This window comes from Laspinema palackyanum D2c (assembly GCF_025370875.1).
GTDB lineage: Bacteria > Cyanobacteriota > Cyanobacteriia > Cyanobacteriales > Laspinemataceae > Laspinema > Laspinema palackyanum.
In genome coordinates this window covers 17,084-30,268 of the sequence record NZ_JAMXFD010000020.1, presented here as the reverse complement: position 1 = coordinate 30,268, position 13,185 = coordinate 17,084, and the positions used below count along the sequence as shown (strand labels likewise).

General features: G+C 49.2%; 10 protein-coding genes and 1 other RNA gene. 7 read left to right on the top strand and 4 right to left on the bottom strand.

Annotated elements, in window-relative coordinates; translation table 11 throughout:
- Positions 1-61 precede the first annotated feature (61 nt).
- Positions 62-2,509: an urea ABC transporter substrate-binding protein gene (gene urtA / locus NG795_RS20070; RefSeq protein ID WP_436836070.1), complete on the bottom strand. Its 2,448-nt coding sequence runs from the start codon at positions 2,507-2,509 to the stop codon at positions 62-64.
- Positions 2,510-2,969: 460 nt separating this feature from the next.
- Here urtA and NG795_RS20065 point away from each other — a divergent pair, with 460 nt between their 5' ends.
- From NG795_RS20065 to NG795_RS20050, 4 genes are all read left to right on the top strand, one after another.
- Positions 2,970-3,731 carry a thioredoxin domain-containing protein gene (locus NG795_RS20065; RefSeq protein ID WP_367290420.1) on the top strand — a complete coding sequence of 254 codons (762 nt, stop codon included), beginning with the start codon at positions 2,970-2,972 and terminating at the stop codon, positions 3,729-3,731.
- A gap of 764 nt (positions 3,732-4,495) precedes the next feature.
- Entirely contained in the window at positions 4,496-4,744 is a 249-nt protein-coding gene (locus tag NG795_RS20060) for a hypothetical protein (RefSeq protein ID WP_367290419.1), read from the top strand.
- Positions 4,741-6,066, top strand: a complete 1,326-nt coding sequence (locus tag NG795_RS20055; RefSeq protein ID WP_367290418.1) for a Sll1247 family protein — start codon at positions 4,741-4,743, stop codon at positions 6,064-6,066. The genes NG795_RS20060 and NG795_RS20055 overlap by 4 nt, the downstream gene beginning before the upstream one ends.
- Positions 6,067-6,127: 61 nt before the next feature.
- Positions 6,128-8,494, top strand: coding sequence for a heavy metal translocating P-type ATPase (locus tag NG795_RS20050; protein ID WP_367290417.1), 2,367 nt, complete (start codon positions 6,128-6,130; stop codon positions 8,492-8,494).
- Between the two features lie 125 nt (positions 8,495-8,619).
- Here the strand turns inward: NG795_RS20050 and NG795_RS20045 are convergent, their stop codons facing one another.
- The 3 genes from NG795_RS20045 to NG795_RS20035 all read right to left on the bottom strand — a co-directional run bounded on the left by NG795_RS20045 (position 8,620) and on the right by NG795_RS20035 (position 10,847).
- The gene (locus NG795_RS20045) at positions 8,620-8,967 is read right to left on the bottom strand and encodes a hypothetical protein (protein ID WP_367290416.1); all 348 of its coding nucleotides are present in this window, start codon (positions 8,965-8,967) and stop codon (positions 8,620-8,622) included.
- 464 nt (positions 8,968-9,431) lie between these two features.
- Positions 9,432-9,616, bottom strand: a non-coding RNA gene (gene ssrS, locus NG795_RS20040) — 6S RNA.
- 52 nt (positions 9,617-9,668) lie between these two features.
- Positions 9,669-10,847 carry a 5-(carboxyamino)imidazole ribonucleotide synthase gene (locus NG795_RS20035; protein ID WP_367290415.1) on the bottom strand — a complete coding sequence of 393 codons (1,179 nt, stop codon included), beginning with the start codon at positions 10,845-10,847 and terminating at the stop codon, positions 9,669-9,671.
- 90 nt (positions 10,848-10,937) lie between these two features.
- On the opposite strand from NG795_RS20035, the gene NG795_RS20030 reads away from it, so the two are divergent.
- The 3 genes from NG795_RS20030 to NG795_RS20020 all read left to right on the top strand — a co-directional run bounded on the left by NG795_RS20030 (position 10,938) and on the right by NG795_RS20020 (position 13,016).
- Positions 10,938-11,279: a 7(1) septoil knot domain-containing protein gene (locus tag NG795_RS20030; protein WP_367290414.1), complete on the top strand. Its 342-nt coding sequence runs from the start codon at positions 10,938-10,940 to the stop codon at positions 11,277-11,279.
- Between the two features lie 418 nt (positions 11,280-11,697).
- A complete protein-coding gene (gene psbP, locus NG795_RS20025) occupies positions 11,698-12,240 on the top strand; it encodes a photosystem II reaction center PsbP (protein ID WP_367290413.1) in 543 nt (180 codons plus the stop codon).
- Between the two features lie 113 nt (positions 12,241-12,353).
- Complete coding sequence (locus NG795_RS20020) at positions 12,354-13,016, top strand: nucleoside triphosphate pyrophosphatase (protein WP_367290412.1); 663 nt, start codon at positions 12,354-12,356, stop codon at positions 13,014-13,016.
- Positions 13,017-13,185 lie beyond the last annotated feature (169 nt).

Sequence of the window (13,185 nt, the reverse complement as noted above, 5' to 3'; positions counted from 1 at the left end):
TAGTGGTTTTGCTGATTATTGTACCGGCAATCGGATAAACTGCCGACAATCAATCTCAACCTTAAGCAGCGCGATTCATCTTAACCTTCTGCAGTGCTGTATTCACCACCAAGGGTAGGGTAATCTCAAAGACCGACCCTCGCCCCAGTTCGCTTTCCACGGCGATCGCCCCTCCCATCATCTCGCAAAATGTTTTCACCAACGCTAAACCCAATCCCGTCCCGCCATACTTGCGCGTGGTCGAATCATCCCCCTGGACAAAGGGTTGAAACAGTTGGGCGATTTGTTCAGCACTCATGCCAATTCCCGTATCCCGGACGTGAAAGACAATCCAGGGCGTTTCCCTCGGGGGCAAAGGAGTAGAATTTAGGGTGACCTGTTCCCCGGGATTCTCTTGCGGATTTTTAATCCTCACCTCTAAAATAATCTTGCCATTTTCTGTAAATTTAGCTGCATTACTCAGCAGGTTTAAGAGGATTTGCCGGACTTTGGTGATATCTGCCGTCATCATCCCCATCTTTTCAGGATAATCTACTCGGATAACATTGCCATTACTCAGCAACAACGGTTCAACGGTAGTGACCACCTCATGAATCAACTGGGGGACATCGAAGGTATCCAGACACAAGTCCATTTTGCCCGCTTCAATTTTAGAAATATCTAAAATATCACTGACGATATTCAAGAGATTTTTGCCCGCAATGTTAATTTTTTGGAGGTCGCTAATTAACTGTTCATCGGCGAGAATCTCCTCCACCTCTTCTTGCAGCAGTTCGCTATAACCCACGATCGCATTCAGTGGCGTTCGCAATTCGTGGCTCATATTGGCTAAAAAGGTGCTTTTCGCTCGACTGGCTGCTTGTGCGGCATAAACCGCTGCCTCTAATTCTAAACTGTGTTCTTCCACCTGGCGAGAACGCACTTCTAACCCTTTGAGTAAACAGTTTACCTGTTGTGCCATTGTATTCAGGGTGGAAGAGAGTACCCCAATTTCATCTCCAGAAACCAGAGGCGATCGCGCGCTTAAATCCCCAGAAGCTAATCGTTGCGCGGTTTTAGTCACTCCATTTAAGGCCCGAGTAATTCGGGAAATCACAAAAAAGGCTACACCCATTGAGACAATGCTCAACAGCAGCAGCATTAGTAATAAATATTGACTCCGTTGCGCTGCCGCCATCACTGCATAGCCCCATTCCAACATTTCCTCCGGGGGTGTAGACATTTGCTCAACCCGCTGAATTAAGGCGGCGATATTCCTCTCAATTTCCGTTGCAGTCCGCCACTCCAGAACCAAAGCAACCCAGGCGATCGCCACTAAAGTGCTAAATAAGCTCATCAGTTTGGCATTAATTCCCCAGCGGAATCCCCGTTGAGAGAGACCTGCGGCCCAAGGATAGCGGGATAAAAAGGGGTCAGGGGCGACTGCCTCTTGAGAGTTCCAAATTTCCCCGATCGCCCCATCGGGCTTGATTTGTCCAATGCGGACGGTGTTCCACAGATGCTGGGTTTTGCCATCCAGTTTGACTAACCCTTTTGGGGTGACCAATTCTATATTTTTGGCCGCTGCCTTCACCTTCAATACTTGGGTAGACTGGGCTTTTTCCACGGCTTTTTTCCATAAATAGACCCCCAGATACCCCGAGGCGATCGGGTCGGAGGTAACGCGATCGCTGCCATATTTGGCTTTATAGGCCCTCACGAATTTCTGGTTTTCCAGAGTATCGATGCTTTGAAAGTAATTCCACGCCACCAGATGTCCGGCGATCGCCGAAGGTCCTATTTCCCGAACCTCCGCCTCGGCAACACTCACGGACATCACCAGCAATTCATCCGGGGTCAACCCCGCTTGATTTAACTCTCGGAAAAAGGCCACATTGGTATCGCCATTGAGGGTATTAAGCACCGCATCCGGTTGTACCGAAAGAATATGGGCGATCGCCGTACTCACCTCCTGGGAACCCAAGGGAATGTATTCTTCCCCCGCTAAAACCGCATCTTGGGCTACTAACTGCGCTTTAATAATTTGATTCGCACTCCGGGGGAAAATATAATCTGACCCGAGTAAATAAATGTGGCGAAAGCCCCGATCCAATAAATATTGCACCGCCGGAACGATTTGTTGATTAGGTGCTGCACCCGTATAGAAAATATTGGGAGACTGTTCTAATCCTTCATATTGCACCGGATAGAATAACAATCCATTTAATTCCTCCAAAATCGGGAGTACCGCTTTGCGTGAGGCAGAGGTCCAGCAGCCAAAAATGACCTCAACTTGCTCCTGAGTGAGTAATTGTTTGGCTTTGTCTGCAAAGGTTTTTAAATTGCTTTCCCCATCGGCAATCACCGCTTCTAAGGGGCGGCCCAGTACCCCACCTGCCGCATTAATTTCTTCAATTGCTAACAAGGTGGCATCTTTGACAGATACTTCCCCGATCGACATCGTACCCGTTAGGGAATGTAACACCCCGACTTTAATGGGTTTATTCAGGGATTTGACGCGATCAGGCACTGGAAAAATCCGCTCATACATAGGGTATTGAGTAACGTTCGTGAGGGGTGGTTAGAGTCTAGTGATAGGTCAGGTCCCAACAACAACAGGTTGTCATCAGCGCAATGCCACCCTGGGGCGATCGCCGTGCAGGGATAACCGGGGACCTCTCAATTTGGCATGGGTGCTTCGGACTGGCTTCAAAGGCAAGCCAAAGCAGATTGGCCAAATCCGTTCAAATCAAATAACCGATGACTCCTTAATCTCCAAACTGTACTGTAGGCTACCGAAATCCACCGCAGTCCAGGGGTGCCAAAGGGCAGGGGATTACTGGACATGATGGTAGCCTTACTCCTCTAATCTAGCAGCGATCGATATCACCAATGAAACCCATCTTCTGCACCCAGGGGCAACTCGTCAAAATACCGGGAAAGCGCCTATAGTAGTGATCTGCTACTAATTTTTATCCCAGAGGTTATTCATGTCCCGGTTTCGCTTTTTTTCGCTGACTTTAGCTTGCTGTTTGATATTCGGTTTTGGATTGTTCGGTTGTACCAGCCCCAATGGCACGAGTGCCAATTCCGACCTCGAAGCACAAGTCTTGGAGATTATTCGGAATAATCCCGAAGTCATTATTGAATCCGTCCAAGCCTATCAGGAGGCCCAACAAAATGATGTTCAGCAAGCAAGGCAGGCTTTCTTACAGCAAATGAGTACCAACCCGGGGGCAATTATCGGGAATTCTCCCGTTAAAGGTGCTTCCCAGAGAAATATCGTGATTGTGGAATTTTCCGACTTTCAATGTCCGTTTTGTGCCAAAGCTCACGAAACGGTGAATCAGTTTATGGCTAAACATCAGTCTGAGGTCACTTTGACTTACAAGCATCTGCCATTGACTCAGATTCATACCCAAGCCCTGCCCGCAGCACAAGCCGCTTGGGCCGCTGGACAACAGGGGAAATTCTGGGAATATCATGATGCATTATTCCAACAGCAACAGCAGTTGGGAGAACCGTTATATGGGACCATCGCCCAAACCTTAAATTTAGATTTGGAGAAATTTAACAGCGATCGCCAGAGTGAAAATGCCCAAGCGGCCATTGAGGAAGACCTCATCCTCGCCCGCAAATTAGGCATTAATGGAACCCCGTTCTTTTTCATGAATGAAGAACCTTTCTCCGGGGCTGTGGAATTGTCGGAAATGGAAACAATTTTAGCTCGAATTAAAAGCGCCGGAAGATAAATTATTCCCCCATCCCCTGACGAGTCCGGGCAGATTTCTCCCCGATTAGGACAACAACAACCCTCCAGGTCGCTTGCCCAATTGAGCCGCCATTTGCGCGACCTGGAACCCCATAAGCCAACAGACAGTCTTTAATAAAATTTTTCCTCAGATAGGCGGTCCAAATCCCTTCTCACCCTCGGTAAAATCCCCCCATCTGTTCCATAAAAGGTCAGCCAATATTTTGAGTTTCCCGCCAGTTGGGGCGATTGTTTACAGTCCCACCCATTACTGAACAGAAGGGGGGTGAGGAAAATCCCAAATGTTTTCTAGGTAGCGTTCTGTGGAGGCAGGAAAGGGGCTGTTCAGGGGAAACCGGGTGGGAATATCTCCGCCCTAGACAACAGGGCATCCCCTTCCAACGGGTCAGTCCGGGCAAACCTGGGCGATGGGCGTCGGGTTTCTCTAGGGCCATCAAATCCCCTCCCCTGTCCTAAAGAGTCCAATCGCCATCGGATATCCACGTTTGGGGGAGTTTTTCGGCTATAATCCCATAACCTGAATTCTCTGTGGAGACTCGGTTAAAGGCTGCATCTTACTGAATCGAGACCCGTCAATTATAATTGGAGATAATTCTCCGGTTGCCAAAAAATTTACGGTGCGATCGCCCATCTTATAACATGGAAAATCGATGAAAGGGCCATTTATTCAGATCAATCCACCCCCTAAAGTTGAGAATTTCCCCCTTGGGCAGTGGCAACTTGTCGTTGATCCGAACACCTCAAGTGTTTAAGAGTAGAGTGTTGGCGATCGCCACCCATAACCCCATCCACTACCTGTCCAGTATCACCGAACGCCAAAGGAATAGTCCGATTGTCTGGGTCCAGTTATTTTGGCAGACTGGAGAAACGGCGATCGGTCGGTTTAATCCCAACTGGAATTATTTCCCCCAATCCTTCCTCATTGAACTCAACTTCAGCCGAGGATTCCACTCTTTGTACCCCTATTCAGATCTCAGACAACATAACTTATGACCAGTGGCGCTTTACCCAATGGGCAGCAGCCAGATTCCCCCAATCTGGACGGGCAGTCCACACCCCTTTATAAAAATGAAGAAATTATTTATAACTTTTTCCTCAACTTGGTGACCACGACTTCTCCGGAAATCGTCACCATCGAGTTTAAAACCTTATTCGTTGAGTTTGTAAATACCGATAAAAACACCGATGCTTGGAATGTCCTGTTTCGGATTATTTATGCGGAAGATGAAGACAAATTTCATAAAATTCTCAATCGCTGTTGTTACATCCTCGTCAACAATTGGCAATCGAATCGCAACAATGCCGCCATTCAGGACCTGATCCAAATGTTTCAGGACAAAACGATTGGGTCCTATACCGCTTCCATGAGTTTGCACCGACTCCGAAGCTGGTTAGCTAATTTTTCCAATAGCGACGATTACAAAGCCCTCGAACTGTTTGCCTCGCGCAGCGAAGACGGTCCGTGGAGTCATCGCTATTCCAGTTACTTATTAGCTCATCAATCGGTCTTTGGCAAGTCCAAAGAACAAAAAGAAGCCGCCAAAGCCCTCTCTCGCCAACTCAAAGAACGGTTTAAATTTGACCTCGCCATGTACACCGCGCGGTCCCAAGCTCAAATCGTGCCTCCAGAAGTCACGAACAAAAATCCGACGGGTTTGGGCAATGATGTCCTCCGACTAATTAAAACGGTGGTTGCTAAACGCGGTCCTTACAATTATGTCAATTTGGCCAATATTTTTCTCAATCAAACTCAAGGAGTTACTTACAAATCGTTCAAAATTGCCCTTAAAAAATATTTAATATTTTCTGTAGAACATCAAACTTTTGTAGATACAATTAACAATAAATTATCTAATAAACTATTGGCACTAGCTCAAAATAAGGACAATGAAATATTAACCCCATTATTGCTAGAAGCAACCTGTAAAAAAACCATTGAATTTTTAACCACTGAAACCGGCAAAGAACCCTCCTTGCTATTTATTCTGTTATTGGCAAACGGCAATCCCATGACCTTAGCGATCGTCCTGTTGAAGCTGGTTTTAATCTGTAAATCCTGTTCCCCTCACTTAGAAGCCTGTTTAGCCAATTTAATCCGCTACTATGAAGAACAGTCTCAAACGGAATGCAAGTGGCTGATCAACTTTTTAGAAGTTGTGCGAATTACCTTCGCCATTTATGCCGATAACGTGGAATATAACGTAGTGAGATGGGATGGAGACTCGACCACCGGCTTCTCCGATAGTGAGAATGAAAGATACCGAATTTTTTCCTCGGTGAAGCGCCCGATCGCAGAACCCGAGGAGGAAGGATAAAGCGCACTCCGGTGGGAAAAGCGTTACACTTTGGCGATAATACCTTGATGATTTGATATTCATGCTTTCATCCGAAACCCAAAGACCCAATCTACCCTCACCTGTTGCCACCACTGCCCTGGATGTGGGCGGCATGAAATGTGCCGGTTGTGTCCAAGCAGTAGAACGTCAACTCACACAACAACCCGGGGTGATTTCCGCCCGGGTCAATTTGGTCACGGAAGTGGCCGCAGTGGAGTATGAACCAGACAAAATTGACCCGGCACAACTGGCCCAAAAGTTGACCTCATCGGGATTCCCCACAGAACTGCGTTCTACCACCCCCGATATCCAAGGGGAGAATGTCCAAACCAATCGCCACCGCCAATCTATTCGCACCGCCATCTGGAATCTGGCAGTCGCCACCCTGTTAATCCTCCTCTCCGGACTCGGACACCTCGGCCAACTCGGACTCCTCAACCAGATCGGATTCCATTGGGCCTTAGCAACAGCGGCGATCGCCATTCCAGGCCGTCCCATCCTAGTTGAAGGGGTCCGCGCCTTATGGCGCAACAGTCCCAACATGAATACCTTAGTGGGATTAGGCGCACTCAGTGCCTATCTCGCCAGTTGCATCGCCTTCCTGTTTCCCCAACTCAAATGGGAATGCTTTTTCGATGAACCCGTGATGTTACTCGGATTTATCCTCCTCGGACGCACCTTAGAACAACTGGCAAGACAGCGCGCCGCCTCCTCCCTCCAGGCCCTAATCTCCCTCAAACCCGCCACCGCCCGCTTAATCACCACCCCCCTCTCTCCCACAACTGATTCCGATTCCCCCCTCTTCACCCTGGAAATCAGCGCCGATCGCGTCAAAGTCGGCGAATTTGTCCAAGTCCTCCCCGGAGAAAAAATCCCCGTAGATGGGGAAATCATCTCCGGCAGTACCACCATTGATGAGTCCATGTTGACCGGCGAATCCCTCCCGGTCCTCAAACAAACCGGCGATCCCGTCGTTGGGGGCACCCTGAATCAGTCCGGCGTCATCGCCATCCGCGCCACCCGCATTGGGGGAGAAACCACCCTCGCGCAAATTGTCGCCCTCGTAGAAGAGGCCCAAACCCGCAAAGCACCGATTCAACACCTCGCCGATACCGTCGCCGGATACTTTACCTACGGCGTCATGGCGATCGCCACGGTGACCTTTGCATTCTGGTACTTCATCGGCACCCACCTCTTCCCCCAAGTCTTACAACCGGCGATGCAGTTGACCCCCCTCTTACATCAGGGAGCTCACCTCCATTCCCTGATGGAACCGACTTCCCCCTTATTACTCAGTTTAAAACTGGCGATCGCCGTCTTAGTCATCGCTTGTCCTTGTTCCCTGGGACTCGCCACCCCCACCGCCCTCCTCGTCGGCACTAGCATGGGTGCAGAACGGGGATTACTGATTCGCGGAGGAGACATTCTCGAAGGGGTCGCCCAAATTAATACCGTGATTTTTGATAAAACCGGCACTCTCACCACCGGGGAACCGGAAGTCACCGATTGTCTCTGCATTGACTCGGTTGATGCCAGCGAAATGCTGCAACTCGCCGCTACAGTGGAAAGCGGAACTAATCATCCCCTCGCCAAAGCGATTTTAATCGAGTCCAAAACCCAGAATCTCCCCCTCCTCCGTGGCGATTGCTTTCAGACGGAACCAGGATGCGGGGTTTCCGCAACGGTGGAGAATGATTCTATCCTGTTGGGAACTGAGGACTGGTTTAGGCAACAGGGGATAGAGATTTCCCCAGACTGGAGTACCCGGATCCGAGGACTGGCCGAAGCGGGTAAAACCGTGGTGTTAGTGGGGAGAGGGGGAGAATTAATTGGGTGTATTGCTGTGCGCGATCGCCTGCGAGAGGATGCTCAATCCACCTTGGATGCTTGTCGGGAAATGGGATTACGGGTGATGATGGTAACTGGCGATCGGCCAGAAGCGGCCCAGGCGATCGGGCAATCCCTGGGACTCAACCCCACGGATATCCTCGCGGGAGTCTCTCCTGCCGGTAAAGCAGAGGCGATCGGGCACCTCCAATCCCAGGGTCAATGCGTCGCAATGGTCGGAGATGGTATTAATGATGCCCCTGCCTTAGCGCAAGCGGATATTGGCATCACTTTAAATGCCGCCACCGACGTTGCTGTAGAAACCGCAGGTATTGTTTTAATGCGCGATTCTCTCCTGGATGTGGTCAGTTCTATCCACCTAAGTCGCGCCACCTTTCGCAAAATTCGGCAAAACTTATTTTGGGCTTTCGCTTACAATATCCTCGGCATTCCCGTCGCTGCCGGTCTGTTACTGCCTCTGTGGGGAATCTTATTAAATCCCGCCACTGCCGGTGCATTCATGGCCTTCAGTTCCGTCAGTGTCGTCACTAATTCCCTACTGTTGCGCCGCACTGATTAGCCTTTTGGCAGAATTACAAAAAGCCCCCCTTCTTAAGGGGGGTTGGGGGGATCTCTCCGGAATGAAAGCAAGAGGTCTACTCTAAATCGGCTCCCATTGCCCCTAATTGGGAACCGATACCCCGATTAACTCACGGCAGTTTCTAAAAGGTCCCAATAGCGATTTTCGGCGATCGCCTCTGATAGCAGATTAAACATTTGCCGACAACGGTTATCTAAATGCAGGGGCAATTCTTCATTTTTCATCACCACATTCATGCGTACTTCATCTTCCACCCCAGCGGTTCTATTGATTAACACTTCCACAGTCACTATCTTAGTAAATGGCACTTCTCCCGGTTGTTCCCGAGCCATAATATAGTCGGCAGTTTCGTAAATAATATTCAAATTCGCAGCCTCTAAAATTTCTCCTAGCAAGGGCCGGAAATTTTCCAGGGGAACTGCAACGATAAATAAGCCAGTGTAGCGAGCCATTATGTAATTAGGGGCGTTCAACGGTTTGATTCTCCTGATCATACTCAATTAAGACTCTTAATTCAGGATGATGAAGAGATGGACATTTTGAGGGGCTGTTTGCTCCCTTGCTTAACCGGACTGACCCCTTCTATCTCTATGAGGTAGGGGCGATTCTCATATCACCTCAACCTTTAGACTTAAATAGGCTTTACTTGGCATCAGTCCGGTCAATTCACCGCAGACAACAATCTCCGGTGCTAATTTTCAGACTAACCCAGAGTTATCACCCGCAGGCTAAACCTGAGCCCGTCTAAAAAATTAGTTATTGGCGATGTTAAGTGCTTTTTCCGATTGGGTCAACTGTACCGGGTCACGGGTCATCATCTTGACGAGGGTAACCGTTTATCCTTCATCTTGGCATCCCGCATCCTTGATGCTGATAAAGCGGGATTTTACTGATAGGATAGGGCTTAAAAAATTGGGGCTGACCGCAACGCCGTCTTACCTCAGCTTCTGACCTGGAAAAACCAGGTGGGCATCGCGGCTCATAGCTTTACGTTTCCGGATACAATGTCCGGTTTACGGCCACTAGAACTCTACGATTCCCTTATAAATTAAGGCATAGATCATAAAACACTATTGGCAGTCACCAACGTTGCAGTTCAGCTATCTCATTGTAATCTATTTCAGGGAAATGACAAGGGGGGCTCGGGAATAATTTAAAAGGACCCAGGATACCAGATGGATTCTATCTGCTGGGCGAGTTCCTGACACTGCTGCTGTAAGGCGTTTCCAGATACCCCCTGGACGATCGCCGTTACATGACCCATTTTGCGCCCGGGACGGGATTGAGTCTTGCCATACCAATACAGATGCGCCCCGGGAACTGCCCGGAGTTGCTGCTGTTTTGCCTCATAGTCGTCCTCAGACGCCTCATATCCCAGCAAATTCACCATGACGGCACCGGCACAGTTGAGGATGGGACTCGGCAAGGGTAAATCACAAACCGCCCTCAGATGCATTTCAAACTGAGAGGTGTTGCAGGCATTGAGGGTTAGGTGGCCGCTGTTGTGGGTCCGAGGAGCAATTTCATTGACTAGGACCTGACCCTGGGGGGTTAAAAATAGTTCGATGCCGAAGATGCCGACAACCTCTAAGGCGGATAATAGACGATGCGCGATCGCCTCCACTTGAGCATTCACCTCTGGAGTGACATCCCCAGGGGCGATCGCTCTCCGGCAAACTTGCGCTTCCTGCTGGGTTTCCACCACCGGATAAATCACCACTTCCCCGGCCTGATTTCGCGCCGCCATCACCGCCAATTCCCGCTCAAAGGGGATAAATTCTTCCAGGAGTACCCCCGGGCGACCCCAACGTTCCCAGGTGGAGAGCAGGGTTTGGCGATCGCCACAGATAGCCGTTCCCTGACCATCATAGCCATGCCGTCGCGCCTTAATCACCACCTTTTCCGTAGGCAGGTCCTGGGTAGGCGGCAGTTCGGTCCCATCAAAGGCCATAAATTTGGGCACCGGCAACCCCAGCGATCGCAAATAACACCGCTGTTCATACTTATCCAAAATTGGCGCTAAAACCGACAATTTCGGGCGGAAGCGGACCCCTTGTCGTTCCAACTCCCCTAACGCCGTTAAATCCACAAACTCATTTTCAAACGTAATCACATCGCAGCGTTCAGCCAGTTGCGCCGTAGCCTGGGCATCATCAATCGGTGCTAAAATCACCTCAGAAGCTCGGGCCGCTGCGGGATCGCTATTTTTGGGGGTCTGAACCACGAGGTCGATCCCGAGTGCCTCCGCCGCATCCGCCATCATCCAGGCCAGTTGACCCCCGCCTATTACTCCAACCCGGTTTATTTTTTCAGTGCGATCGATCTGGCTCATTGTCAAGTGCAGTTGTTCTGTTTCTGTTTATTTCTAGTCTTTCAGAAAAATCCCATCCTAAACCCTTCCCCAGATTAATTTTATCCCCAAATGATAAAACGTTGGTTTTTGTGGATATTCGGCAGCCTTTTTACCCTCGGACTCATCCTCTGGGTGAACCCCGCCCGGTCTGAAAACAAGGTGGATGCGAACTGTACCTACAATGACATTTCCTTGTATGGCAAAGTGCAAGTTGTCGAGAGTTTTCCCGACTTGAAGATTCAGATGGTTGCCTCATTTCCCGACCTCCGGGTAAAAATGGTTAATTCATTTCCCGATGCTTGTGGCAAGTGGCAGGTAGTCGAGTCATTCCCGGACTTTAAAGTTCAGGTGGTTGACTCGTTTCCCGACCTCAAAATTAAATGGGTTGACTCGTTTCCAGGAATTCCTTAAAAACTGCGGCATCAGAGGTTTGGTGTAGCAAAATAGCCGGATTTAAGCCTAAATCTGTAGAGGCGATTCGCGAATCGCCTCTACAGATTTAGGGTTCAATGTTATAAATTCCGTAAGTTGTAGTTGTAGGGTGGGCACTGCCCACCGGACCTACGGTGGGCAGTGCCCACCCTACAACTGAGGGCTGTATCTTTACTGATTTTTAACCCCAAATTTTCACTCCCAAACCCGCTGCGGGGACTACTGCTAAAACTGGGGAAATCCGCGTCCAGTCCTGTCCCCTTCGAGAAAAAATAAACCCCCTATCAGATAAAATTGCCCCCCGCAATGGCAAAATAAGAGCACGCGCAAGCGTAAGGGGGCGCTTCAGCCATTGGTGCTGGTGCAATCCCGGTCATCAACGAAGGAGATTGCAATCATGCTCAAACGAATTGCCACAATTATGGTGGTCATAGTTAGTCTGGTCCTCAGCAGTTGTACGGTTTCCGCTGCCAGTGGACTCAAAAGCCATATCGATAGTACCGATGGATACGAATTCCTGTATCCCAATGGATGGGTGCCAGTCAAGGTGAATAATGGTCCCGATGTGGTCTATCACGATTTGATAGAAACCCGGGAAAATGTGAGCGTAGTGGTTTCTCCGGTGAAAGATGGGAAAACCTTAACCGAATTGGGGACGCCGAGTGAGGTGGGGTATAAACTCTCCAAAAATGCGATCGCACCCCCGGGATCCGGGCGGGAAGCGGAATTAATTAATGCCGAACAGCGAGAAAAGGGTTCAAAGACTTACTATCTGTTAGAATATGCAGTCAAACTTCCCACCCAAGAGCGACATAATTTTGCCAGTGTTGCGATTAGTCGCGGGAAACTTTTTACGTTAAATGTCTCCACCTCGGAAGCGCGTGCCGAAAAAATGAAAGAGCAGTTTCAAACCGTGGTGGATAGTTTCTCGGTTTACTAAATCCGTCAACATCATCAAGCTGAAGATATACCTCCCTCCCCCCATTTATTTTCCCTAGGAGGGGAGGGGGAATGGGTTTAAGTCTTCTACTAATAATAAGCAAAAATAAGGTTATGGGCATTCCTGCATTTGTATTAGCTTCAATTTCTCCGGCGCGTTTGCACCTGTTGCAAAGTGCGGGAATCGAACCGATTGTCTGTCGCAGTGATTTTGATGAATCAACGGTGACATCAACGGACCCGGTGACTCTGGTGAATACCCTGGCGCAATGCAAGGCAGAGGCAGTGGTAGCTAAGTTTAGGAATCCGGGCGATCGCACCGTGAACCCAGAAAAACCCGACAACCCCTCCCGGGTAGTCGTCTTAGGGTGCGATTCAGTCTTGCAAGTGGATGGGGAAATCTATGGCAAACCGGAAACCCCAGCAGAGGCAGTCCAACGATGGCAAAAAATGCGCGGGGGTGTGGGTGAACTTTATACAGGTCATGCCTTGTTTGATTTAAACAGCGATCGCCACGTAGTGCGCTGCCAAATGACGCGGGTGTACTTTGCCAACATCAGCGATCGGCAAATCGAAAACTATGTTGCAACAGAAGAACCCCTGCGCTGTGCCGGTTGCTTTGCGATCGATGGCCGAGGCGGACTCTTCGTGGAAAAATTGGAGGGCTGCCATACCAATGTCATTGGCTTAAGTTTACCCTTATTGCGGAGTCTTCTGGAAGAACTCGGCTATGATGTCACTGACTTCTGGCCGGATTCAATTCATCGGTCTTTGTAATCCAGTGCGCTTAGTTGCAATAACCGCTGGCAGTTTAAATGTCAGTTGCCAACTTATTTGTCTCTGTTAACAGATTAATGTCGTCTTGCCACATTATCTGTCATCTTGCCACATTACTTGTCGTTTTGACAGATTAATGTGGTTGAAATGGTGGTGGCAAGACGACATC